The 22,535-nt window shown below is 52.3% G+C and carries 26 protein-coding genes; 8 read left to right on the top strand and 18 right to left on the bottom strand.

Annotation, left to right across the window (positions count from 1 at the left end):
* Nucleotides 1-223: 223 nt before the first annotated feature.
* From AB1A64_RS21705 to AB1A64_RS21690, 4 genes are all read right to left on the bottom strand, one after another.
* Complete coding sequence (locus AB1A64_RS21705) at nt 224-1,129, bottom strand: haloalkane dehalogenase (protein WP_366554160.1); 906 nt, start codon at nt 1,127-1,129, stop codon at nt 224-226.
* Between the two features lie 257 nt (nt 1,130-1,386).
* Nucleotides 1,387-3,276 carry an SLC13 family permease gene (locus AB1A64_RS21700; protein WP_366554158.1) on the bottom strand — a complete coding sequence of 630 codons (1,890 nt, stop codon included), beginning with the start codon at nt 3,274-3,276 and terminating at the stop codon, nt 1,387-1,389.
* Nucleotides 3,277-3,616: 340 nt separating this feature from the next.
* Entirely contained in the window at nt 3,617-3,862 is a 246-nt protein-coding gene (locus AB1A64_RS21695; RefSeq protein WP_366554156.1) for a hypothetical protein, read from the bottom strand.
* 14 nt (nt 3,863-3,876) lie between these two features.
* On the bottom strand, nt 3,877-4,083 hold the full coding sequence (locus AB1A64_RS21690; RefSeq protein WP_366554154.1) for a hypothetical protein: 207 nt from the start codon (nt 4,081-4,083) through the stop codon (nt 3,877-3,879).
* A gap of 203 nt (nt 4,084-4,286) precedes the next feature.
* Here AB1A64_RS21690 and AB1A64_RS21685 point away from each other — a divergent pair, with 203 nt between their 5' ends.
* Nucleotides 4,287-4,523 carry a hypothetical protein gene (locus AB1A64_RS21685; protein WP_366554152.1) on the top strand — a complete coding sequence of 79 codons (237 nt, stop codon included), beginning with the start codon at nt 4,287-4,289 and terminating at the stop codon, nt 4,521-4,523.
* Between the two features lie 111 nt (nt 4,524-4,634).
* Nucleotides 4,635-4,823 (top strand): hypothetical protein, encoded by a 189-nt coding sequence (locus AB1A64_RS21680; RefSeq protein WP_366554150.1) that lies wholly within the window; start codon nt 4,635-4,637, stop codon nt 4,821-4,823.
* A 537-nt stretch (nt 4,824-5,360) separates the two neighbouring features.
* On the opposite strand, the gene AB1A64_RS21675 is transcribed toward AB1A64_RS21680, so the two are convergent.
* On the bottom strand, nt 5,361-6,245 hold the full coding sequence (locus AB1A64_RS21675; RefSeq protein WP_366554148.1) for a LysR family transcriptional regulator: 885 nt from the start codon (nt 6,243-6,245) through the stop codon (nt 5,361-5,363).
* A gap of 149 nt (nt 6,246-6,394) precedes the next feature.
* On the opposite strand from AB1A64_RS21675, the gene AB1A64_RS21670 reads away from it, so the two are divergent.
* From AB1A64_RS21670 to AB1A64_RS21655, 4 genes are all read left to right on the top strand, one after another.
* Nucleotides 6,395-6,964: a carboxymuconolactone decarboxylase family protein gene (locus AB1A64_RS21670; protein WP_366554146.1), complete on the top strand. Its 570-nt coding sequence runs from the start codon at nt 6,395-6,397 to the stop codon at nt 6,962-6,964.
* Between the two features lie 278 nt (nt 6,965-7,242).
* Nucleotides 7,243-7,905 carry a peroxiredoxin-like family protein gene (locus tag AB1A64_RS21665; protein WP_366554144.1) on the top strand — a complete coding sequence of 221 codons (663 nt, stop codon included), beginning with the start codon at nt 7,243-7,245 and terminating at the stop codon, nt 7,903-7,905.
* Nucleotides 7,906-8,023: 118 nt separating this feature from the next.
* The gene (locus AB1A64_RS21660) at nt 8,024-8,902 is read left to right on the top strand and encodes a redoxin domain-containing protein (protein WP_366554142.1); all 879 of its coding nucleotides are present in this window, start codon (nt 8,024-8,026) and stop codon (nt 8,900-8,902) included.
* 213 nt (nt 8,903-9,115) lie between these two features.
* Nucleotides 9,116-9,976 (top strand): aminotransferase class IV, encoded by an 861-nt coding sequence (locus tag AB1A64_RS21655; protein WP_366554140.1) that lies wholly within the window; start codon nt 9,116-9,118, stop codon nt 9,974-9,976.
* A 402-nt stretch (nt 9,977-10,378) separates the two neighbouring features.
* On the opposite strand, the gene fsa is transcribed toward AB1A64_RS21655, so the two are convergent.
* The 5 genes from fsa to AB1A64_RS21630 all read right to left on the bottom strand — a co-directional run bounded on the left by fsa (nt 10,379) and on the right by AB1A64_RS21630 (nt 14,782).
* Nucleotides 10,379-11,032 carry a fructose-6-phosphate aldolase gene (gene fsa / locus AB1A64_RS21650; protein WP_366554138.1) on the bottom strand — a complete coding sequence of 218 codons (654 nt, stop codon included), beginning with the start codon at nt 11,030-11,032 and terminating at the stop codon, nt 10,379-10,381.
* Nucleotides 11,033-11,125: 93 nt separating this feature from the next.
* Nucleotides 11,126-11,797, bottom strand: coding sequence for a hypothetical protein (locus tag AB1A64_RS21645; protein WP_366554136.1), 672 nt, complete (start codon nt 11,795-11,797; stop codon nt 11,126-11,128).
* Nucleotides 11,794-12,576, bottom strand: coding sequence for an ATP-binding cassette domain-containing protein (locus tag AB1A64_RS21640; RefSeq protein ID WP_366554134.1), 783 nt, complete (start codon nt 12,574-12,576; stop codon nt 11,794-11,796). Before AB1A64_RS21640 ends, AB1A64_RS21645 begins: the two co-directional genes overlap by 4 nt.
* The gene (locus AB1A64_RS21635; RefSeq protein ID WP_366554132.1) at nt 12,576-13,646 is read right to left on the bottom strand and encodes an ABC transporter permease; all 1,071 of its coding nucleotides are present in this window, start codon (nt 13,644-13,646) and stop codon (nt 12,576-12,578) included. Before AB1A64_RS21635 ends, AB1A64_RS21640 begins: the two co-directional genes overlap by 1 nt.
* 116 nt (nt 13,647-13,762) lie before the next feature.
* The gene (locus AB1A64_RS21630; RefSeq protein ID WP_170353723.1) at nt 13,763-14,782 is read right to left on the bottom strand and encodes a sugar ABC transporter substrate-binding protein; all 1,020 of its coding nucleotides are present in this window, start codon (nt 14,780-14,782) and stop codon (nt 13,763-13,765) included.
* A gap of 186 nt (nt 14,783-14,968) precedes the next feature.
* Here AB1A64_RS21630 and AB1A64_RS21625 point away from each other — a divergent pair, with 186 nt between their 5' ends.
* Entirely contained in the window at nt 14,969-16,168 is a 1,200-nt protein-coding gene (locus tag AB1A64_RS21625; protein WP_366554180.1) for an ROK family transcriptional regulator, read from the top strand.
* A gap of 859 nt (nt 16,169-17,027) precedes the next feature.
* Here the strand turns inward: AB1A64_RS21625 and AB1A64_RS21620 are convergent.
* The 7 genes from AB1A64_RS21620 to AB1A64_RS21590 form a co-directional block, all read right to left on the bottom strand.
* Nucleotides 17,028-17,582: a CIA30 family protein gene (locus tag AB1A64_RS21620; RefSeq protein WP_366554130.1), complete on the bottom strand. Its 555-nt coding sequence runs from the start codon at nt 17,580-17,582 to the stop codon at nt 17,028-17,030.
* An 11-nt stretch (nt 17,583-17,593) separates the two neighbouring features.
* Nucleotides 17,594-18,046, bottom strand: a complete 453-nt coding sequence (locus tag AB1A64_RS21615) for a TspO/MBR family protein (protein WP_366554128.1) — start codon at nt 18,044-18,046, stop codon at nt 17,594-17,596.
* Nucleotides 18,047-18,059: 13 nt separating this feature from the next.
* A complete protein-coding gene (locus tag AB1A64_RS21610; RefSeq protein WP_366554126.1) occupies nt 18,060-18,563 on the bottom strand; it encodes an aggregation factor core in 504 nt (167 codons plus the stop codon).
* 136 nt (nt 18,564-18,699) lie between these two features.
* On the bottom strand, nt 18,700-19,083 hold the full coding sequence (locus AB1A64_RS21605) for a nuclear transport factor 2 family protein (protein WP_366554124.1): 384 nt from the start codon (nt 19,081-19,083) through the stop codon (nt 18,700-18,702).
* 145 nt (nt 19,084-19,228) lie between these two features.
* Nucleotides 19,229-19,609: a VOC family protein gene (locus AB1A64_RS21600; RefSeq protein WP_321250639.1), complete on the bottom strand. Its 381-nt coding sequence runs from the start codon at nt 19,607-19,609 to the stop codon at nt 19,229-19,231.
* Nucleotides 19,610-20,623 (bottom strand): zinc-binding alcohol dehydrogenase family protein, encoded by a 1,014-nt coding sequence (locus AB1A64_RS21595; protein WP_366554121.1) that lies wholly within the window; start codon nt 20,621-20,623, stop codon nt 19,610-19,612.
* Between the two features lie 26 nt (nt 20,624-20,649).
* A complete protein-coding gene (locus AB1A64_RS21590) occupies nt 20,650-20,940 on the bottom strand; it encodes a putative quinol monooxygenase (RefSeq protein WP_050606061.1) in 291 nt (96 codons plus the stop codon).
* Nucleotides 20,941-21,044: 104 nt separating this feature from the next.
* On the opposite strand from AB1A64_RS21590, the gene AB1A64_RS21585 reads away from it, so the two are divergent.
* Nucleotides 21,045-21,944: a LysR family transcriptional regulator gene (locus AB1A64_RS21585; protein ID WP_366554119.1), complete on the top strand. Its 900-nt coding sequence runs from the start codon at nt 21,045-21,047 to the stop codon at nt 21,942-21,944.
* Here AB1A64_RS21585 and AB1A64_RS21580 read toward each other — a convergent pair.
* A partial coding sequence (locus AB1A64_RS21580; RefSeq protein WP_366554117.1) for an AbrB family transcriptional regulator occupies nt 21,934-22,535 on the bottom strand: 602 nt, incomplete at its 5' end. The genes AB1A64_RS21585 and AB1A64_RS21580 overlap by 11 nt on opposite strands.

The raw sequence follows: 22,535 nt of genomic DNA, 5'->3' as shown, positions 1-22,535 counted from the left end.
AATTTGGTGTGAGCTGAGGCCTTGCGGGAAGACCTAAATCGCTTCTTTGACTGGCTACGCTATACAAGACTGGCCTGGCCAGTTTTGAAGCAATTAATCGAACAGGATCAATTAAGCTGTAGTGCAGGAGAACCTTCAGTAACGCCTTTCCGGCCGGGGCTTTTTGAACAATCGAACAGTTTGTAAGGCGAACATTCCAACGGGTTGCACCAACTTTTAGCTGCTATGTTTGCTCAATGAATTTCAAAGTCGCGTTTGCTAGCTCTGTACCAGCATCTTCTTGAATGAAATGCCCGGCTTTTGGCACAACTGTATGACTTTGACCAACTGCCCCAGGGATCGACTTTTGAAACACTTTGTCTACTCCCGCCATGACCCTGTCATCTTCTCCAAAAACAGTCAGAAACGGAGTGTTGAGGGTCTTGAGGGTTTTCCATGCGGCTCGGTTGGCTTCTGAAGCTGGGTTGTCAGGCGTGTCGGGCACCAACATTGGAAACTCTCGAGCGCCTTCCAGATAGCGCGCATCCGGGAACGGTGCGTTGTAGGCTGCGACCTCTTCGTCGGAAATCTTGGATGTTGTGCCGCCGAATACAATGCGTCCCGAATTAAATTCAGGAACGGATTGCGAGTATTCCCGCCATGAAAGAAATGCCTCGCCCAAGGGCACGTCACCAGTGGGCAAGGCCGTGTTTGCCACAATTACCCGAGAGAACCGCTCGGGCATACTCGCAACCAGCCGCAAGCCTATGAGCCCGCCCCAGTCCTGACAAACCAATGTGATGCCCATCAGGTCAACTTTCCGCAACCATTCGGACATCCAGTCTACATGACGTTGGTAGGTGTAATCGAACCGCTCAGTAGGCTTGTCCGACCGTCCGAACCCAATCAAATCAGGAGCCAGAACTCGGTGGCCCGCATCTTTGAATAATGGGATCATGTGCCGATACAGGAAACACCAGGTGGGCTCTCCGTGCATCAACAATACAGGCGGTACCTGTGTCGGCCCCTCGTCCAAATAGTGCATTCGGAGACGACCGCCTTCGGTATCATCAACATCAAGATAGTTCGGGCCAAATTCGAAATCAGGCAATCCGTCAAACCGATGGTCCGGTGTACGAAGGAACTTCATCGTGAACTCTCCAAAAATGCCAGCGGTCTTAGTCCAACAACAGTGATCGATAAAATTAAATCGGTCCAGTTCCCGCGTATTTTGAATTCAGGATTGTATGAGCTCGACGCATTTCTTCGCTCCATAACTGCAAACGTGCTCATTGCGAACGTCTCGGATCTGCTGCCCCAACAATAAAGTTTAGTCACAAGAGCCTTACCTTATGAGTTCTTCTGAACTGAAGCAGCGTACATCTTTACGGAACGCCGAGAGGCAGCTCAGAAGAAAAGCGCAAGCCCGGTCATTGAGACAATCAAGAAAAGTAGGGTCATGATTCCACCCGAGCGAACGAAATCGACCACCCGGTAACCTGCTGGGCCCATGATCAACGCGTTCACCTGGTGTGTTGGGATCAAAAATGAGTTGGACGTTGAAATTGCCACGGTAAGAGCAAATACAGCCGGGTTACCGCCCGCCGATACGGCAATAGAAACGGCCAGCGGCACCAGCAGAACAGTTGCGCCTACGTTGGACATCACCAGCGTGAACGCCGTTGCCAAAATGGCGATTCCTGCTTGCAAAGACCAGAGCGGCCACCCTTTAAGGAGGGCCAACACATGCGCTGCAATCCAATCCGCAGTGCCGGTGTTCTGAACCGCCTGGCCCAACGGGATCAGCGAAGCGAGCAGAAAAACTGTGCTCCAACTGATCGACTCGTAGGCTTCATCAATCGAGAGCACCCGGCTCAAAACCATCCCAATAGCGCCGATCAACAGGCATAATGACAAGCGCAGATCGGAAAACAGGATTAAACTCAACGCTATTAGGAAGAAAGCAAGCGCCCATCCGACCTTGTGTGGACGTAACTCTTCTTGGGGAAAGTCCGAAGTTACGACAACAAAATCCCTGTCTGACTTCAGTCGTGTCAAACGGTCCCATTGCACGTGCACCACACACGTATCACCAGCCTGCAAAGGGACTTGCCCGATATGCGTGGCTGAATGATCCTCAGTTTCAACGTGGCTCAGTGTTTCCTCGCCGCGCTGAATGGCCAACAAAGACAAACCGTGTGTCTGACGGAGGCGCAGATCGATCGGGGTCTGGCCAATAACCGATGAACCGGGCGGAATAACAACTTCTGCCACCCCTGACTGGGTTGCGGCGAAATCATCTGCAAAGACGTCTAGTTGGGGTAGGATCTCCAAGCCGTAAGGCTCAGCGAACTGATGCTCAACCACACGGCGGAGGCCAAGCACTGCAAGCCGCGCTGGCGCTTCGATCTTGGTATCAGCCATCGGCGCGATGACCTTGTGGCCGCGATAGGATGTGCCAAGAATGTAAATGTTATGGGCGACCATGACATCCGCGAGCGTTTGTCCAATCAAGATCGAGCCTTCTGGAACGCGAATCTCGAACATATCAGCCCTAAGCCCATAGGTGTTTTCGACATAAGTCTGCATGGACCTAGCTGAGCTTGCGTCTTCTCCACGCTCCCGCTGCGCTGGGAGGACCCACCGACCAAAGAGCACAAAGTAAAGTACCCCTGTCAGCACCAGCATCACGCCGATGGGCGTGACTGAGAACAACCCAAATGTCTCCATTTGCTGGTCAGCTGGAAGGGATGAATTTGCCGAAACAATCAGGTCATTCAACAGGATGAGGGGCGACGACCCTACCAATGTGATAGTACCACCCAGTATCGCGCAAAACCCCATGGGCATAAGCAACCTACTCATCGGTATTTCTGTACGCGCTGAGATGCGGCTCACAACAGGCAGAAAAAGCGCAGCAGCTCCTACGTTCTGCATGAAAGAGCTGATGACACCAACCGTTGTTGAAATTATGGGGATTATCCGGGCCTCTGTCGTGCCACCATTCTTGAGGATCAAGGCCGCGACCTTTGACATAAGTCCAGTCTTATCAAGCCCAGCCCCAATTACCATAACTGCGATGATGGACATCACGGCGTTCGAGGAGAATCCTTCAAAGAGCTTAGAAATATCGGCTAGATTACCTAGCCCCGGTAGATAGCTCAGTGCGCCAAGCAGTACCATTACAAGAATTGCTGCAACATCGATCCGTATTATCTCGGTAACAAAAAGTAAGACCGTAAAAGACAATAGACTCAGTACGGCTATCATTTCGTAAGTCAGTGTTGGTAATTCCATATCGTACTCCCAACCTAACGTTACCTGACCAGCAGCAAATACGAAGAACCAACTCTGCGCGGCAGATAAGTCCAAAATCTATCACGTCGGCTCACGCAGCTCGTTTTCTCGGACGTGGCATCTGCTGAAACCTGGATTTCGCCAACTCAAAGAGACGCTGAAGATAAACTCAAAAGCCTCTCATAATCACTGCAATCGGAGGGAAGCAGTCCATTCGTAGACTTGTGACAGAACCCCGCTTCAAGAAAGGATATTGCCGTACCCGCGAAGTGAGCGCGTCCAAACCGGCGCGCTCACTCTATTTGGTATTGCCTGTCACCAAGGAGTTAAGAGTGATGCATCACTCTGCGGCAACCGCTTCCTCTTCCAGTGCCGGGTAGTCGGTGTATCCTTTTTCATTACCGCCGTAGAGGGTAGTTGCATCCAGCTCATTCAGCGAGGTGTCTTTCTCCAGCCGACTGACAAGATCCGGGTTGGAAATGAACGGTCGGCTAATAGCCACCAGATCGACGGCAACGGTCTCAACCGATTCAATCGCCATTTCGCGGTCATAAGCGTTGTTGCCCATTTTCGCACCGTCAAACAATTCATAGAGCGCCTTTAGATCGCCACCCTCAGAATATCGCGCGGGCCGCCGGTCTGTCTTTCCACGAAATGGAGATAGGCCAACCCATAGCTATTCAACAATATGATCGCATGGGAGAACGTCGCCTGTGGGTCGCTGTCAGAAATGTTGTTGGCGTCCGAGAAGAGGCTGAGGCGGACACCAACACGGTCGGCGCCCCACACGTCGACAACTGCGTCCATGACCTCTTTCAGGAACCGTGCTCTATTCTCGACAGGGCCGCCGTATTTGTCTTTTCACGAATTCGAACCTGACAGTGTTGGTCATCAAGACGCACGCGAGCCGCAACGGAGATATCACCGGCGAACTTTTGGCGATGCTCGAACCCTCTGAGGCCAGGCGATATCGAGAAAAATACCTGGCCGCTGACGTGGATGCCTCACATGTGAGCTGGATTTTGACCGCAAATGATCTGAGTGGCGTTCCTGCGCCTCTTCTCAGCCGCTGCACAATCTATGAAATCCCGCCCCCGACACCGGAACAACTGCCTGCGATCATTCAAAGCCTGGTGAGCGAATTCGCTGTTGAATTTGGGTTGAGGCCCGAGTTCTTTCGGCTGGATCTCGGCGATGTTGAAGCTCTGGTAGGCACCTATGAGCAGCACAGATCAGTGGGGGTCTGAGACGGCTGGTGCGGGGCCTTCTGCATCAAAAAACCAAAAACCACGCATGGAACTAGGGCGAGCCCGCGAAGGCCCAAGCGTGCAGACACACCAAAATAGGAAAGGCAAAAAATGCAAAGAGTTGTTGTTTATGTAAACCGTACGCCAATCGCGGAGGCCCGTGCAGGAAACATGTCCGGGCTTTCTGACATCTCCGACTACAAGGTCAGAGTTATTGAAGATGAAGCCCCACATCTCGACATCCGGGCCAAAGATGTGACCGGCTGGATCAAGGGGCACACACGCCGCAGCAGCGTTTAGTAATCTGGTTCGAAAAATCGCCGAGTTGGCCGTTCGGGAAATTGAAGCAACGTCTGACATTGAGCAGGATGGGTCGCCGGATGACACCCCAAAAAACGAGCAATGAGGAGCATTGGTGCTGAGCTCTCGTCTTTCTGCGCAGTTGCAAATCACTTGCACTGGAGGACGAGGTTTTTTGTAGAATTAAAGCCTCTCCTGAAGAAGCGGTCGCACGCCCGAGAATTGGCTCTCCGAGGGCGATGATGTATTATGCAAAGTTAGCCAATTGCCCGAAAGCGTCAGATACAGAGGGGAATGGGAATGTCAGAAGAAAGGCCCAATGAAACTACCTAAGAATTCGAGAAACGCTGCGAGGTAGACGCCATCACGGTGGCGTTTCTCCTCGTCAAAGCAGCTCAGTTCGTCTCAGAGGATGGGCTAACGCGAAAATGCATGAGCGCTGATGAGTGGGGAGAACTCGCCCCAAAGCAGGTCTAACAAGGGTAAGTGTCGGCATTTTCTCAAATAGGCGCAATAGGCCGCTGTTCCAGAGCTAGCTCACTTAGCCAAAACCTCTTGCAAGTGCTTTGTGAAAGCGCGGGCTGAAGGCTTTGTATGACGACCACCCGCCAGTAGCGCGTTCACTTCAACCTTTCCGATTGTCCAATCAGGCAGAAGTTGCACGAGAGCACCTGCTTCCAGCTCGTTCCTGCAACTCCAATACGACGTGCTGACAATGCCCAAACCGGCGACCGCCGCCGTGGTTGTGCTTTCATTGACGGAAATCATCAGTTGGCTTTCGACACGAATGGACTGGACCTTTCCGTCCTTCTCAAAGCTCCAACCCGCTTTTCCAATGCTTGACGGGCCGAGGATGACCTGATGATCCACCAAATCAGAGGGCTGCTTCGGGTTGCCAGCTTTTTCCAGATAAGAAGGGGCGGCAACAACAACCCTGGGTGTCGTTCCCAGTTTGCGCGCGACCATTGTTGAATCTTCCAATGGTCCAAATCGGATCGCAACGTCGATAGCCTCATCAATCAAGTCCTGCATCGAATCCGTCAGAACAAGATCCACCTTAAGTTTTGGGTGTTTTTCCAGAAACGGTGGCAGGGCGGGTATGATCTCTCGTTGTGCAAAGCTCGCCGCTGCTCCGATCCGCAGGCGACCACGCAGTTCGCCAGTTCCCCTGACAAAGTGATTGGCCTCCTCGATGTCAGAAAGGATCGGCTCGATACGCGTCAAGTATTCTTCCCCGGCTTCTGTCAGCCGGACAGCATGGGTGGAGCGCACAAACAGCTGAACACCCAGCTCTTGCTCAAGGTTGGAAATGATCCGGGACACCGACGGCTGAGATTTGCCGGTTTCTTTTCCCGCAGCAGTAAAGCTGCCGGTACGTGCGACCCGCGAGAACAAGCGTAACGTGGAGAAGTTGTCGGACATTCACATTATGAATAATAGTTAGGCTTCTTGGCAGCCTACCTTTCAATTTCCTTATGAGCAACATTTGAACACAACGGCAGGCGACAAACACGTCTGGCCGGCTGAACTCTGACAACTTCGATGCAAACGCATCCTAAAAGGGACATCAAATGGCAACCTATGCACAGCACACGGTAGACACTGCTCCTGAAGGGTCCAAGCCAATCCTCTCAGAGATCAAAGGCAAAATGGGCTTTGTGCCGAACCTGATGGCAACAATGGCGGAATCCCCTGTTCTGGTCGAAAGCTACATGACCATGATAGGCATTTTCGAGAAAACGGAACTGACGGCCACCGAACGCGAAATCATATTGATGACGAACAATCGTCTGAACGGCTGCACCTATTGCATGGCGGCGCACACGGCCGTGTTGAAGATGGCAGGAGTGGATGACAGTGTGATCACGGCATTGCGCGCGGGTACACCAATCGCGGACGCCAAACTCGAAGCGCTTCGCATTTTTGCTGAAACCATCAACGAAACACGGGGATGGGCCAGTGTTAAGCAGGTCGATGCTTTGATCGAGGCCGGATATTCAAAGCAGACCGTTCTTGAGGTCATCGCCGGTACCGCACTCAAGGTTTTGTCGAACTACACAACCCACATCGTGAACCCGCCGCTCGACAAAGCATTTGAACCTATGGCTTGGGATCCGGAACCCCCAGCATCGGCAGAATAGTCCGAGTTCTTTTCGCCACGGGGGACTAAATTCGCATTGGATCGGCAGATATACGGACGTCCGGCAAACGAGCGTCGCGCTTTAAGCGCGGCGTTGTTTTGTTTTGCAGGCTGAGTTTGTTCCAATTGAGATCCGCAGATTGGATCATTCGTTTTTTGAATAACCCTTACTCGAATTGGTCAGCTACCACCGTTTTCTCAACGGGCCAAATATCAGAACAGGCGGCACGAAAACTCCCTGAGCCGACCAGAGAACGCAAATTGAGAAGTGGAAAAGACATGACCCTCCAAGACCAACTCGATGACTTCAAGGCCCAATTCAAGACCATGGCCCCCGAAGGCGCTTTCGAAGCCTTTGCCCGTTCGACACAAGAGCTGATTGACAGCGGTCAGGCGGAGCGTGCGTTGAAAGCGGGTGACCTTGTGCCTGACTTCGTACTGACGGATTCAGATCGCAATCCGATCGCGCTGAAAGACTTGTTAGCCAATGGCCCGGTGGTTCTGACGTTCTACCGCGGTGTTTGGTGCCCCTACTGCAACATCGAGCTGAAAGCGCTTGAAGCTGTCGCCGAGGACCTTCGCTCACGAGGTGCGACGCTTGTTGCAATCTCGATGCAGGGCGCGGCGGACAGCCGGAAGTCCCAGAAAGATAATGAACTGAGCTTTCCGATCCTGACGGACAAGAACGGCGAGCTGGCTGAAAAGCTTGGTATCCGCTGGACGCTGCAAGATTACGTCATTCCGGTTCACGACGGGTTTGGCGTCCACTTGCCGCGCATTCATGGCGACGGCCAGTGGAACCTGCCGATGCCCGCGCGCTACGTCGTCGATACCGACGGCACAATCGCCTACGCCGAAGTGAACCCCGACTATACGCGCCGTCCTGAACCAGCGGATCTATTCCCTGTTCTCGATAGTCTGTCGGCAACAACCACTACGTAACCCGGTTGCGCGCTTCGCAAGACGGGGCGCGGACCATCCGACCTCTCACCCCCCCCGCACTTACGTGACCGATGAGCCACCTCAGGCATCTCGGCAAGATCTCGAAAGGACTTTCGAAATGAAAGGCAAACTAATTCTTCCCTACATCATGCTGAACATGCTGTCAGGCGTCGGTTCGGCCGTCATGTTCTGGATGTCAGGCTTTGATCCAATCTGGATCGGCACATTCTTTGCGACGTTCACGATGCCGTTCTTCCTGATGGTGTTGAGCCAAGCCTTTAATATCGCACGGACCTCAAAGAACCTGCCAGTGATTCAAATCATCAACCTTTCCGCCCTGGCTTGGGTGATTTACCAAATCTCCGCGCGAGGTGGTTTCACAGCTGCCAGCGAATACGTTGCCATAGGCCTAGCCTTGTTTGGCGCGATCACTATGCAATGGTATATTCACATCTTCTCGAACTATGGCCGCAAGCCAAGCGCAGCCATCGTAAAGGGCAAAGTGCTGCCTGAATTGCCCCTGCAACGTCTGGACGGGACCAGCACGACTTCCGCGTCCTTCGCAGGCGAAAAGACACTGCTGGTATTTTTCCGCGCCAACTGGTGCCCGTTCTGCATGAACCAACTCAAAGAAGTAAAAGCAAAGGCGGATCAACTGGCGAAGGCGGGCGTAAAGGTGAAGTTCATCTCCAACCAAGGCACCAAGAACTCGGAGAAACTGGCCAGAGATCTCAACCTGCCCGCACATTTCGAGATCTTCCAAGACAACGATCTGGCCGCAGCCAAAGCCCTGGGCATCGAGGATTTGGGTGGCGCTCCGTCCGGTATGCCGGGCTACCCCATCGATACCGTCAAAGCGACTGTGATCGCACTTGACGAAGACGGCAAAGTGATCTTCGGCGATGAGACAGACAACTACCGCATTCGCCCTCATCCCGATACGTTCCTACACGTCTTCGAACAGCGAGGCAGTGTCCGGGCGTTCTCAGCGGCATAAGAACTGCGACGACCCAAAATTAAGTGCCGCGTGTCACAACGCGGCACTTTGCCTTCTCTGCTCTTGGCTACCATTCGCAGCCCAAATCGGACATTGCGATTGCAGTCCGTACTTCTGTAGCTTTCACCTATGAATGTATTACCCAGTCTCTCCGAGCATTACTCTGACCCTAAAACATATCCTCCTGGGGTGGCTTTCCTAGACGGACAGTATTTGCCGATTTCGGAAGCCAAGATTTCAGTGCTGGACTATGGGCTGCTTCATTCCGACGCGACGTATGATGTCGTCCATGTCTGGGACGGAGCCTTCTTTCGACTAGAAAATCACCTTGATCGGTTCTTCGCAGGTTTAGAAAAGCTGCATATATCGATTGAGTATGACCGAGACCAGGTCATCGAGATACTGCACAACTGCGTCGCACTATCCGGGTTAAAGAACTCGTACGTCGAGTTTATTTGTACTCGCGGCATGTCTCCGACATTCAGCCGGGATCCACGTGATGCCATCAATCAGTTCATCGCATTTGCAATCCCGTTCGGATCGGTGGCCAATCCAGAGCAGATGAAGCATGGACTAAATGCAGCAATATCATCCTTGGTCCGCATTTCTCCAAAGTCAGTCGATCCGACCGTTAAGAACTATCATTGGTTGGATTTGGTGAAGGGCCTCTATGAGGCCTACGACCGCGGAGCTGACACAGCAATCCTCATTGATGAAAATGGAAACGTGTCTGAAGGACCCGGGTTCAATATTTTTGCTGTCATCGATGGAACAGTTTTAACACCAAGGTTCGGTGTGCTTCTCGGGGTCACTCGTCAAACGGTCTTCGACATCTGCACGACCCTGGATATCGACTGCTCAGCCGTCGACATACCTCAAGATCAACTCCTTGATGCAGAAGAGGTTTTCATATCTTCAACCGCTGGTGGAATCATGCCAGTGACCAAAGTAAATGGCCAAAAAATTGGTTCTGGAGTCCCTGGTCAAATCACGAACCAAATCACCAAGAGCTATTGGGAAATGCACAAAGACAAAAACAACAGGATGATTGTCAGATACGTGGATCAAAAGTAATTGTCAGCCGGTGTCGGATTTACTCTGCCGTAAAAACCCAGTTTTAGCCGCTATGAAACTGCTGTCTGCGTCTGGGACAACTAGCTGATCGCAGCCAACGCAGACGAGATAAACACGGTAGATCACTCTGGGTGGTCAGCCGCGAAGGACCGAACCGGACTGCCGCTGCGACCGCGCCAAAATTTCCATTCAATTCAATAATGCGGACCTCAGACTGATCTCCTGTTGCCGAAGTGTTAATGCCACCATTGAAAAGGATTTTCGGAAGTTTCCCACAAAACTCGGCCCGCTTGTCAAATTTAGGAGAATCTCATTTAGACAATTTTCTCGAAACATGGCCTTGCTGCTCAGCCGTTCAAAGTCTGGTTCAGGTCATCCCGTTTCAGTCAAAATAAAACCCCATCAAAGAATCGATTGCTCTGTAGACTTCCAATCATAGAGAAACTGTTCAATGCCTGCGTCGGTCAACGGATGCGTGACTAGTTTGCGGATGACGGAGGGGGGTATCGTGGCAATGTCTGATCCGGCCAAAGCAGCCTCAGCTATGTGATTTGGGGTTCTGATTGATGCTGAGATGATTTCAGTTTCAATACCGTAGTTGTCGTAGATGATCCTGATGTCACGGATCAAATCGGTTCCGTCCAGATTGATGTCATCCAATCTGCCAATAAAAGGCGATACATAGGTCGCGCCTGCCTTGGCCGCCAAAAGTGCCTGATTGGCTGAGAAACAAAGTGTGACGTTCGTGCTGATCCCTTCCTTTTTGAAATGAGCACAGGCCCTGAGGCCATCCAGTGTCAGCGGCAGTTTGACAACGACGTTGTCGGCAATTGCTGCAAGATGCTCTCCCTCTGCAATCATTCCCGCAGCATCCAGGGCTGCAACTTCTGCCGACACGGGTGTATCTGTCAGGGTGCAAATTTCGGTGATAACTTCTTTGAAATTGCGGTCGGACTTGGCAATCAGGCTTGGATTGGTGGTGATACCATCTAGTAATCCAAAGCCTAGGAGGTCTTTGATCTCGTCTACTTCTGCTGTGTCCACAAAGAACTTCATGAGGTTTCCTCATCGTGTATGGAGTGATTTTAGTTGCACCTGAATCCGCCTAGAGGTGCTGCTTTAACGGATGGGTAAATCCAATGCGCAAATTCAGAATGCGTAGCGCTTCCCGAATTCGGTGCAATTCTGGTTCAGTGCAAGATCGGCTTTCCGGCTATCACGGATGACACGTTCAGCGTTGGGCAAATCGTTCGTTTTCGCGCGTTGCAACGCGGCTTTCGGATCAAAACCATGCTTGACCCAGCGACGTTGCAACCGCGTTTCAAGTTCTTCCAAAGTTGGGCTGACAAAAACCGTTGCGGTATAGACATCTGCCAGTGCTCTCCACGGGTCGCTATCCATCAAAAGGTAGTTCCCTTCAACAACAACAGTCGGAGTTTCCGGGTGAACCGCAATCGCGTTGGCTATGGCGAGATCCATTTGACGGTCAAATCTGGGGTGAAAGGATTCATGCTGCGCAGATTGCAACGTTTTGATTGCATTGCAAAACCCAACTGCATCGAAAGTTTCTGGCGCGCCTTTTCTCGCCAGAAATCCTCGCGTTTCAAGTACACGATTGTCTAAATGGTAGCCATCCATAGGCACTAACGTGGCTAACGGAATTGCCGAGCTCTGTTGTGCGTTCAGCGACTGCACAACGGCTTCTGCCAGGGTCGACTTTCCGGATGCAGGGGGGCCGGCGATTGCGACAATCGTCCGAACCCCAACCTGCCTCCGGGAGGAGATCAGGTCGCAAACGCGCGTTGCATCCTGCTCGATCACGCGGCGTCTTCTTTTGGTGGTTCTTTGGCGCCGGTCATAAAGGCCACGGCGTCGGACATCGTATAGTCCTTGGGATCAATCGTGCAGAGCCTTTTACCGAGCCGGTGCACATGGATTCGATCAGCGACTTCGAAGACATGCGGCATGTTGTGGCTTATCAGGATGATCGGAATGCCACGTGCGCGTACATCTTGGATGAGTTCAAGCACCTTGCGGCTCTCTTTCACACCCAATGCTGCTGTAGGCTCGTCCATGATGATGAACTTGGTCGCAAAGGCGGCGGCACGCGCAACGGCAACACCTTGGCGCTGGCCACCGGACAGCGTCTCAACCGCCTGATTGATGGATTGAACGGTCATCAGGCCCAACTCTGTCAGTTTCTCGCGGGCGAATTTCTCCATGGCTGGCCGATCAAGCTGACGCAGGTACTTACCCATGAAACCCTTTTTGCGGATCTCGCGCCCCATAAACATATTATCCGCTATCGAAAGGGCAGGCGACATGGCCAGCTGCTGATAGACGATCTCGATACCCATGTTCCGGGCGTCTATAGGAGAGGTGAAATTGACCTTTTTTCCTTCGATCAGAATCTCGCCCTCATCCGGGATTGTGGCACCGCAGATCGCCTTGACGATGGACGATTTACCTGCGCCGTTGTCCCCTATGACTGCAAGGATTTCTCCCTGACGCAGTTCAAAGTCGGAATGGTCGATGGCGGTGACGTGGCCATAGCGCTTCACGATCCCGCGCCCTTGGACGACTGGAGTTGTGTCTGACATTAGCCCGATACCTTTCTGATCCACTGGTCGACTGCGACCGCAGCGATGATGAGAAGACCGATCAACAGGAAGGTCCACTGCGCGTCTGCGCCGAGCAGCCTTAGCCCAAGAGTAAACACGCCGACGATCAGTGCGCCGAATAGTGATCCCAGAATGGATCCCCGTCCACCGAACAGAGAGATACCTCCGATCACAACAGCAGTGATGCTTTCAATGTTGGCCAACTGACCGGACGTCGGCGAGACTGATCCGATGCGCCCAATCAGAGCCCAGCCCGCGAAGGCACAGATCAAGCCAGACAACATATAGACGGACATGAGCGTTCGATGGACGTTGACACCTGATAGTTCGGCGGCCTCAGGATCGTCACCCACGGCATAGACATGCCTTCCCCAAGCCGTGTGTTTAAGTGCATAGGCCAACACAAAAATCAGGGCGAGCATGAAAATGACGCCAACAGTAAAGGTCGCTCCACCAATGCTGAATTTGGTTCCGAAGAATTGAAGGAAGGGAGCGTTGGCTTCGATATCCTGACTGCGAATAGTCTCGTTCGCGGAATACAGGAAGTTGGTCGCCAGTACGATCTGCCACATCCCAAGAGTGACAATGAAGGGGGGGAGTTTAACGCGGCTGACAAGCCAGCCGTTCAGTGCTCCGATCAAGGTTCCAACCGCGAGCCCGCACATTACAGCTATTGGCACTGGAATGCCGTATCGGAAAGAGAACTGCCCCATGATAACAGAAGAAAATACCATGATTGCGCCGACGCTCAGATCGATGCCGGCGGTCAGAATGACCAGGCTTTGCGCTGCGGCCACGATTCCGACGATCTGGACCTGCTGAAGGATCAAGGTCATGGCAAAAGGCGAGAAGAACTTTGACCCCAATAGCAGTCCGAAAATCAAAATCGCACCGACCAGAACGATGAGCGGCACAAAGGATGGGTTGACGTGGAGAAGATGCTGCAACTTCCCCAGAACGCCACGCCGATGGTCCTCAAAAGCCGCTACAGTTTCTGTTCTGTTGGCAGCGGATTCAAATTTCTGGGCGCTTTGGTTTGCTTCGGACATATCTCCCCCTTTTCGCGGGCGGCGTTATGCCCACGAGATGAGTGTACAGGAAGTTTCGGTTTGCTGGTGAAAGGAGTGATGAGGCGCTCTCATGCGCCTCATTCATTAGGTATGATTTAGCCCCAGCAGAGCTCCAAGCCTTCGGCGACAGAAATCGATTCCACGCCATCAACAGGCTGATCCGTGATGAGCGCGACTCCGGTATCGTAGAAGTCTTTTCCGGGCGTATTTTCGGGCTTTACGCCTTCCTCAGCCCACTTTTTAACAGCCTCGACCCCAAGCGAAGCCATCAAAAGCGGATACTGCTGGCTTGTAGCTCCTATAACTCCGGCCTGCACATTTTGTACACCGGGGCAGCCACCGTCGACCGAAACGATCAGCACATCGTTTTCACGCCCAATGGATTTCAGAGCCTCATAGGCACCTGCCGCTGCCGGTTCATTGATCGTGTGAACAACGTTGATCGTTGAGTCCTTGGCCAGAAGGTTCTCCATGGCGCGGCGCCCACCTTCTTCGTTGCCGTCGGTCACGTCACTGCCGACCAGTCGAGCATCAGATTCATCGCCGATAACATTGGGGTCTGCCAGGTCCACACCGAAGCCGTCGAGGAAGCCCTGATTGCGAAGAACGTCCACGGTTGGCTGACTGACGTTCAGATCAAGCGTCGCAATTTTGGCGTCAGCCGCTGCGTCGCCCATCTTTGCCTTCGCCCATTGTCCGATCAACAGGCCAGCTTTGTAGTTGTCTGTCGCAAAGGTTGCGTCAGCGGAATCAATCGGGCTTAGTGGCGTGTCCAAAGCGATAACCAGCAGGCCAGCATCACGCGCCTGCTGAACAGCGGGGACAATCGAGCTTGTGTCCGAGGCCGTCAGGAGAATTCCCTTTGCACCGTCGAGAATACAAGTTTCAATGGCCTGAACTTGAGTTTCATGGTCGCCGTCGATTTTACCGGCAAAGGCCTTCAAGGTCATGCCAAGCTCTTCGGCCTTGGCCGTTGCGCCTTCCTTCATCTTTACAAAGAATGGATTGGTATCTGTCTTCGTGATCAGACAAACGGTTTCTCCGGCTGCGTGAGCAGATGCAGCAGCCACCGTGAGCGCGGTCGCAGATGCGGCAATCTTGAATAGATTTTTCATGTAGTCCTCCCAGAAAATTGTTGATGCCCCGCATGGCAGGCCAACGAGACTCGCCCTCATCCTCCAATGAAGGTCTATTTCAAGAAACTGTGATTCTAGCCTTTTTGTCAATAAATAAATAAAGTTTATTTATTAATTTACCGGAGTACCTTTTCATAAGAAAACAAGGTGTTTATGTTCAGGCTTATGGAGAGAGAAGCGCTCAACACACTGACCGGTGGGGTAAGTCAAAGCGGGGTTCGCGATCACAACGAGCGTCTGATTTTGACAGTTTTACAACGGCATGGGCCCGCCGCAGGCGCCGACGTCGCGCGATTAACGGGCCTGTCTCCTCAGACTGTATCAATCATTCTGCGCAAGCTTGAAAAGGACGCGATTCTCAAGCGTGGTACTCCACTGCGCGGGAAGGTTGGAAAGCCCTCAACCCCTATGGAATTAAACCCGGAAGGCATCTTGTCGGTTGGGATGAAGATCGGGCGGCGTAGCGCCGATCTACTCTTGATCGACTTTACTGGCACGCCGCGCCGCCAACTTTCCACGACTTATGACTATCCGCTACCAGAGGTCATTTTCGGTTTTTTGGAGTCTGGTTTGGAAACACTTCTGTCCCACGAACCTCAGAGGCTTCGTGATCGTGTTTGTGGGATCGGGATCGGGACCCCATTTGAACTTTGGAAATGGCACGATCTGTCTGGGCTTGCTGCAAAAAAATTTCGGTCTTGGAGAAACGTGAATTTCTTTTCCGAGGTCGCCAAGTTCAGCGATTTGCCGGTTTTTGTGGTCAACGACGCAACAGCCGCATGTCACGCAGAGCATCTCTATGGGCGTGGGGCAGAATATCGTGACTACTTCTACTTTTTTATTGGCTCAATGATCGGCGGCGGTGTTGCATTGAACGGCACCGTGTTCGAAGGCAACCAAGGCAATGCCGGTGCACTGGGCGCCATGCGCACGACCGGTCCTTTGGGTGAGAGCCAGCAACTGATCGACACGGCGTCGCTGTTTTTGCTCGAGGACCGATTGATCGAAGCGGGTGTCGACCCGGGGATTCTATGGAAGAAGCCGCAGAATTGGAGCAGCATTTCTCGCTATGTAGAACCGTGGATTGGCACCACGGCGCAAGAATTAGCTAAGGCCGCTCTTTCAATCTGTGCTGTCATCGACTTCGAGGCCATTTTTATCGATGGCGCGTTCCCGCCTGAAGTTCGGGAAGAACTGGTGTCAAGGGTTCGCCGTTACTTAATCAACCAAGACAAACGCGGTTTGATTCCTCCGGTCGTGGAGGCCGCGGCGGTTGGGGAAAACGCTCGTGGCATTGGGGCCGCTAGCAGCCCAATTTTCCGCCAGTTTCTATTGAATACCAATGCTGGGCTTTCTGGAATGTAGCCGAAACTCATCGCAGTCAAAATTTCAAAGTAGGAAGAAACCGCTGGTCATGCTTTAAGAGACCGCTTTTGAACGCTGCTTTGGCACGTGCGAGCTCAGCTTGAATTGGACCAAATACCGGCCGCGAACGACTGCATTGAAAGACTGCGTCGCAAGCTTATCACTTAGCACCTAACGTCGGTCATCCTCACCCAATGCAAAATACAACAGTGTTTGAACACGGCGGCAACGTTGGCTGCGACCGCTGCATTGAGGCTGGACTAAAGCGGCGGCAAAGGAAGATCCACCAAAGTTTGCGAAGCCTGTTTTTTGCGCATCACAGGCGTTCGCGAAAACCCCAGAAAAATGGCCGCACGGAACCCAACGTCCCTCAGTGAGTGCCCCTAGCGGGGCGAGCGCCGCAAGAGTCCATAACCGCAACGACTACGCTATAAACTGATCAAGTTCATCAGTACGGCAGACAATCGCGCAGCGAGAAACTATGGGCAAACTATGCAAACCTATGGGGTGCGCGATGTGTTATGCGCAAACTTACAGAGACTGTAGGTGCGCGCATAACGCTGCGTCCCTGACACTGATTACATTCGGAAAAATACGGAGTCTTCGCCCATAGTCTTGCGCACGATTTGCGCGTAATTTTGCACGATTTGCCCATAACTTTGCGCGGCTCAAAGTATTCGCTCAATCCTTGGTAGTCGTCGTGCAAATCAGTCAACTAAAAGCGTCATATCTCAATCAAAGGTGCAATTTGGTGTGCGAAATTCAACCCCTACCAGTGGAATTCAGTTCGGCACACTTCGATCTCGAACCATGTCAAGAAGCCATATTTGATGATTGCAGCCCCTCGCCTGGGCGAACATCAATGGAAACCGATCTCGCTGACGTCTACGCGAACCTCGTGATCGCGCCCGTAGGCTACAACTCCAAGTGAGGTGATTGCGTCCGCAACAAGAATAGCGCGTAACATGGCACCTGAAGCCTTGAAGCCTGAAAGAGGCAAATAGACTTCTGTCCATTCGTTAGAAGTTGCAAACGCGGCCTGATAGTATTGCCACGGAAGCACCGTACCACGTGTTCTGAGGTGAACGAAGTATTGCTCGCCGTTCCCCCGTACCAATAGCCTGACGCCTGATACACCCGCATCTGGTCGATCAGGCAACTTGCGTCGGAACTGGATGAAGCCCCCGTTGTTTTCTGTACTCACGGTTCCGGTCAGCCGCGCGAATGCGACATCACTTTCCGAACGAAACTGCACCTGCCCTGAAGAAACCCCTCCCATGACGGTGTCGGCAACGTAGTCCCAACGCGTCTCCGGAGACTTGGAGAAGTCTTCAGTCAGTTTTCCATCAGCCTGAGCCATTGTGCATCCGATGATAACAAGACCTGAAACAAGTCCAATGAAGTTGGCACGCATATTGTTCCTTCTCAGTTCAGTATCGCAATGGAAAGGTTCAGCGCCGTGGCAAATGCAACCCATGCAAAGTACAGCAGGAAAGACAGTGCGGAGACCCGATCTGAATTCCTAACCTGAGTGATGAACATGACGATGACAGCCAACAACGCGACAATGACCACAAGGGCAAACCACGGCAGTTGCAGTACAAAAAAGGTTGGGGACCACAAAAAGTTCAGACCCATCTGTGCCAACCACAGCTTCATGGCGGGCGAGCTTCGGTCTGTTTCGAACTGGCGCCAACCCGCCATGGCGATCAAGACATAAAGCACTGTCCAAACCGGCCCAAAAATCCAATTTGGTGGATTGAAAGCCGGTTTAGAGAGCTGCGCATACCAATCGCCGGGTGCGGTCAGTGTCCCGATCAGAATGCCGCCTCCCAACATGAGCGCAAGGAATGCTATGCGGATCAACCAATTCGACATTGTGGGAAAGCTCTCAGCAGTCCTTGGTCGTCACGTTAACACGTGCTTCGGAAGAGAAGGTCGCAGTCCTGGTCTCATCCGCATCGGTAAATGACACTGTGGCGCCTTCGATCTCCGACCCCGTTACGGTGATTTCGCGTTGCCCGATAGTGTCATCTACATCGATGGTAAAGGCGAGTTTGTCCCCGGCTGCGAGGGAGGCGATCTCAAGCTCTATTGTATCTTGCCCGTCCACGACCGCTGGAATTTGCCGCAGAGCGTCCGCACCCTCAACGAATTCAAGCGGTTGGAAGACCTCTACACCCGCGCCTTTGTCGGTGACGTCGAAAATCAGACGTCCGGCAGATTGCGACAAGTCAATTTTGACGGTCGAGGCTTCTACTTCGCATGCTCCGACATTTTTCAGAACAAAACGGTCCTTGGGTGCGCCTTCTATAAAGCGAATTTGTACACCAGCTTGAAGCGAGGTGGCTGTGAAAAGTCCAAGGGTCGCCGCAAGAATACTCTTCGGGAGCATATTTATCTCCTAACTAAAGGGTTCTTGATAGATACGCTTCGGCGGGTTTCATGGATCAGACTTATGCCCTTTGATTATGGTGGTTTAGCCGACAGGAGCTTTCGAAGTACTATGCTCCGCTGTCAGAACGGTTAAGTCAAAACATGCCGCTTTCATTCTCGCTGTTTGCCGGAATCTCCTGAAGAACGTCCCAGTGCTCGACAACCTTACCATCGACATCCAGGCGAAAAATATCGATCCCTGCGTACTCGAGACCATCGGGCCAGATTTGATGGCAATGCAGAATGACGTGAGCGTCTTCAGCAAACGCTCGTTTGATATCCACGCGCTTTCCCGGGTATTCGGCAGCCATGCGCTCGAAGTACTCGACAAAGGCTTGCTTGCCGTCGCCAACATGCGGGTTGTGCTGCGTATAGGTTTCGCCAACAAAGGTTGCGATGGCCTCGGCAGGTCGACACTCGTTGAACATCATTTCGTAGAAAGCGATGACGTTTTTCTTGTTTGTTTTGAGGTCCGGCATACTGATCTCCAAATCGACGTTTGCACCGCCCAAAAAATGTTGGCCCACGCAAGTTTTGGAAGCAACCCAGCAAGGACCTCAATCCCTAATCGGCAAGAAGTTACGAGCTTGATTTTGCGTTCCGACTATTTTGAGGGTTAGCCCCTTATTCGGTTTCTTCGAAGTCAATATGAATATGATTTCCATCAGGATCGGCCACATGGATTTGCACCATTCCAGCCCCCGGGACATCAGTTTTGCGATACTGGATCTGACACGAGATCAGTTTTTCTTCGAATGCTCTCAACCCTGTGGCTGAGAGCGCAAAATGCTCGAGCTTGAGCTTCACTTCGGAGCCGACATTAGGCGTTCCTTCGTGACCCACAAGGTGAACCACGGCGTGATCACCCGCATACAACCAAGCTCCGGGAAACGGAAAATCAGGGCGGGCCCCGAGTTTTAAACCCAAGACCTCTTCATACCAAGTAACCATCTCAGGCAACCTAGTCGTCACGATATTCACATGATCCAGCCGCTCAATTCTCATCTAAAAACCCTCAAGCACCAGCTTTCCTTTGGCCTTGCCGCTTTCAAGGATAGCATGCGCTTTCTTTAAGTTTGCAGCATTGATCCTACCAAGTGTATCGGTCGCTGTGGATCTGATCTTTCCGTCATCTATCAACCCGGCGACCTGATTCAGGATTTCGCTTTGACGGTTCATATCTCCAGTCCCAAAAAGCGACCGAGTGTACATGAACTCCCAATGCAATGAGATCGATTTGGGTTTGAACGGCGCGATGTCGAAGGTTTCAGGATCATCAATCAACCCAAAGCGACCTTGAGGTGTCATCACCTCTCCAGCTTGGGAAGCATAAAGCTGGGAATGGTTTGTCGAATAAATGAAATCCACGCTGTCGATACCGAGAGCCTCGAGTTGTGAGCCAAAAGCTTCCGCATGGTTGATGACATGGTGTGCGCCCAGCTCTCGAACCCAGTCTTGTGTCTCGGGTCGGGACGCCGTCGCTATCACTGTCAATTCAGTGAGAGCCCGTGCCAATTGAATGGTGATTGACCCGACACCGCCTGCGCCACCAACAACCAGCAACGTGTTGGTCCCGCCGGAAACGGCATCTTGAACTCGCAAGCGGTCGAACAGCATCTCAAAGGCAGTAAGTGTCGTTAACGGCATCGCCGCAGCTGCTTTTGCAGGTATGGATATTGGCGCTGACCCGACGATACGTTCATCTACCAGATGAAACTCAGCATTGGTCCCCGATCTGTTTATTGCCCCGGCGTACCAAACTGTATCTCCCGGACTGAAAGTCTCAACCGTTTCGCCAACTGCTTCGACGATCCCTACTGCGTCCCACCCCAGAATATCAGGTGCTGGACCTACAGGAGCACGTTTTTGACGAATTTTCGTATCGACTGGGTTCACTGACACGGCCTGCACCTTCACCAACAAGTCGTGCCCTTTCGGCGTCGGTTTGTCGGCCTCGAAGTCGATTAAGGCGTCCGCCCGATCAATCGACCCTGTCTCACGGTATCCCACGGCTTTCATAACGTGCTCCTTTGTCCGGTTCTCTATCAACCGATGACTGTCATCTCATTCAACGTGAATTCTGCAACGGCGCCCTCTGTCGCTTCCAGGTAAGCCGCAAGGTGCTGAGCACCCATGTGAGTTTGCCAAAGCTCCCGGCTTTGCCAGTTTTCGTAGAACACGAAATGAGCCGGGTTATCGTTGTCCTGATGTAGGTCGTAGTTGATGCAACCCTCTTCGGCACGGGTTATGTCGATGAGCTTGATCAGCTCGGCCTTTACGAGGTCGATCTTGTCGGGGTTGGCTTTGATGTTGGCGACGATTGTCAGCTTGGCCATTGGATTAGGTTCCTTGTGTTCATGAGCGATGTGCCAGATTTACTCCGCCGTTTTTTTGGGATAAACAGGACTTTTTCGAACATATAATCCGGAAAATCCGTTTAATGCTGCTAGACAATCTTCGCTTGTTTCTGACGATAGCCGAGAAAGGCAGTCTTGTGGCCGCAGCGCGAGAGACTGGGATGTCGAGCACGACAGTATCCGAGCGACTCGCGGCTCTGGAGGCACACTACGGAGTGGTTTTGTTCAACCGCACCACTCGTTCTATTAGCCTGACCGAAGAAGGCCGTACACTAGCTGACGGAGCAAGAAGCGTACTCAGTGAGATTGCGGATTTGGACACACTTGTTCGGCACGGCGCCGAAACTTTGTCTGGCCCAATTCGCATAAGCGCGCCTATCGATTTGGGGCGGAGCTTTGTTTCCGAGGTTATTGCCGAATTCACCGAAGATAACCCTGCCGTCTCAATAGAACTGTCTCTTTCAGACGGCTACGTCGACCTTGTAGGCCAGGGTTTTGACCTCGCCGTTCGCTTCGGCAACATCACAGACAGCTCGCTCAGATTACGAAATCTAGGAAGCTACCAACGTTTCGTATGTGCGTCCCCAAGTTACCTGACCTCATTCGGAACGCCTGAAAAACCAGAAGATCTATTAAACCACAACTGCTTGGTCATGAGGTTTGGCGACATGATCGACAACGTTTGGGAGTTTGGATTAGGACCAAATGCCCGGCGCGTATCGGTAAAGGGAAATCGAATAGTCAATGATGGTTCACTCATCCGCGATTGGGCGATTGCTGGCCATGGGGTCGTATTGAAGTCGGAGTTGGATGTCGGTGACGATGTTCGATCCGGCAGACTTGTTTCTGTCTTGCGCGACTTCCTCCCACCGCCGAAACCCTTGCAAATGATGTTTCCGCCTAGCCGAGCCCAACCACGTCGCATAACGGCCTTAGCTGAGCATTTGCGTCGCAAATTTGGTGTGAGTAATTTTACTTGCTAAGTCGGGAAGGGTTTGTGAAAGCCGCTACGAGGACAGGCGCCAAAACAAGCGCTGCCAAGACCCTAAGGATATGATGTACGCCGACGAACGCAACATCGCGACCAATGCTCACCGCTATGATTGACATCTCCGCCAAGCCTCCAGGTGAATAGGCTAAGACAAGTGCAACCGCAGCAAACACCACACCAATCAACAGAGCTTTTGTATTCACTGCCGAAAGGCTGGGTAGTTTAACCCGAAGAGACAGGGCTATTATCACACCCCCTGTTAACCCAGTCGCAATTGAATAAATCATGCTACTTTTGTCTGCGTTGAGACCGATCAATATGCCGACTGCAAGCGACGCGACAAAGTATGCGCGTAGCCATCCAGACATGTGCCCGGGGTGGGTTTTATAGAGAAAGATATTCACCCCAAACAAATGCAATGAATAGGCCAACGTTCCAATAGCGTACAGCTCAGGCGATGTTCCCGTCGTTTGCATGACTGTAATGGCAAGCAAGCAGTTGTAGGTCCCGAGGGCCACTGTGTCCAAGCCAAGCGACAACTTGTTGTCGGCCCCTACGTCGCGACTGGCCTCCAGCAAGTAGT

The sequence above is a fragment of the Ruegeria sp. ANG10 genome (genome assembly GCF_040705255.1).
GTDB lineage: Bacteria > Pseudomonadota > Alphaproteobacteria > Rhodobacterales > Rhodobacteraceae > Ruegeria.
This window is presented reverse-complemented; position numbering and strand designations above follow the sequence as displayed.

Excerpts from the sequence above, each read along its gene's own strand:
- AB1A64_RS21620 (WP_366554130.1), bottom strand. The coding sequence starts at position 17,582 with ATGCGTGCCAACTTCATTGGACTTGTTTCAGGTCTTGTTATCATCGGA.
- AB1A64_RS21630 (WP_170353723.1), bottom strand. The coding sequence starts at position 14,782 with ATGAAAAATCTATTCAAGATTGCCGCATCTGCGACCGCGCTCACGGTG.
- AB1A64_RS21700 (WP_366554158.1), bottom strand. The coding sequence starts at position 3,276 with ATGGAATTACCAACACTGACTTACGAAATGATAGCCGTACTGAGTCTA.
- AB1A64_RS21670 (WP_366554146.1), top strand. The coding sequence starts at position 6,395 with ATGGCAACCTATGCACAGCACACGGTAGACACTGCTCCTGAAGGGTCC.
- AB1A64_RS21680 (WP_366554150.1), top strand. The coding sequence starts at position 4,635 with ATGCAAAGAGTTGTTGTTTATGTAAACCGTACGCCAATCGCGGAGGCC.
- AB1A64_RS21675 (WP_366554148.1), bottom strand. The coding sequence starts at position 6,245 with ATGTCCGACAACTTCTCCACGTTACGCTTGTTCTCGCGGGTCGCACGT.
- AB1A64_RS21610 (WP_366554126.1), bottom strand. The coding sequence starts at position 18,563 with ATGCTCCCGAAGAGTATTCTTGCGGCGACCCTTGGACTTTTCACAGCC.
- AB1A64_RS21625 (WP_366554180.1), top strand. The coding sequence starts at position 14,969 with ATGGAGAGAGAAGCGCTCAACACACTGACCGGTGGGGTAAGTCAAAGC.
- AB1A64_RS21635 (WP_366554132.1), bottom strand. The coding sequence starts at position 13,646 with ATGTCCGAAGCAAACCAAAGCGCCCAGAAATTTGAATCCGCTGCCAAC.
- AB1A64_RS21600 (WP_321250639.1), bottom strand. The coding sequence starts at position 19,609 with ATGAGAATTGAGCGGCTGGATCATGTGAATATCGTGACGACTAGGTTG.
- AB1A64_RS21615 (WP_366554128.1), bottom strand. The coding sequence starts at position 18,046 with ATGTCGAATTGGTTGATCCGCATAGCATTCCTTGCGCTCATGTTGGGA.
- AB1A64_RS21660 (WP_366554142.1), top strand. The coding sequence starts at position 8,024 with ATGAAAGGCAAACTAATTCTTCCCTACATCATGCTGAACATGCTGTCA.
- AB1A64_RS21705 (WP_366554160.1), bottom strand. The coding sequence starts at position 1,129 with ATGAAGTTCCTTCGTACACCGGACCATCGGTTTGACGGATTGCCTGAT.
- AB1A64_RS21690 (WP_366554154.1), bottom strand. The coding sequence starts at position 4,083 with ATGGACGCAGTTGTCGACGTGTGGGGCGCCGACCGTGTTGGTGTCCGC.
- AB1A64_RS21605 (WP_366554124.1), bottom strand. The coding sequence starts at position 19,083 with ATGCCGGACCTCAAAACAAACAAGAAAAACGTCATCGCTTTCTACGAA.
- AB1A64_RS21665 (WP_366554144.1), top strand. The coding sequence starts at position 7,243 with ATGACCCTCCAAGACCAACTCGATGACTTCAAGGCCCAATTCAAGACC.
- AB1A64_RS21585 (WP_366554119.1), top strand. The coding sequence starts at position 21,045 with ATGCTGCTAGACAATCTTCGCTTGTTTCTGACGATAGCCGAGAAAGGC.
- AB1A64_RS21640 (WP_366554134.1), bottom strand. The coding sequence starts at position 12,576 with ATGTCAGACACAACTCCAGTCGTCCAAGGGCGCGGGATCGTGAAGCGC.
- AB1A64_RS21590 (WP_050606061.1), bottom strand. The coding sequence starts at position 20,940 with ATGGCCAAGCTGACAATCGTCGCCAACATCAAAGCCAACCCCGACAAG.
- AB1A64_RS21595 (WP_366554121.1), bottom strand. The coding sequence starts at position 20,623 with ATGAAAGCCGTGGGATACCGTGAGACAGGGTCGATTGATCGGGCGGAC.
- fsa (WP_366554138.1), bottom strand. The coding sequence starts at position 11,032 with ATGAAGTTCTTTGTGGACACAGCAGAAGTAGACGAGATCAAAGACCTC.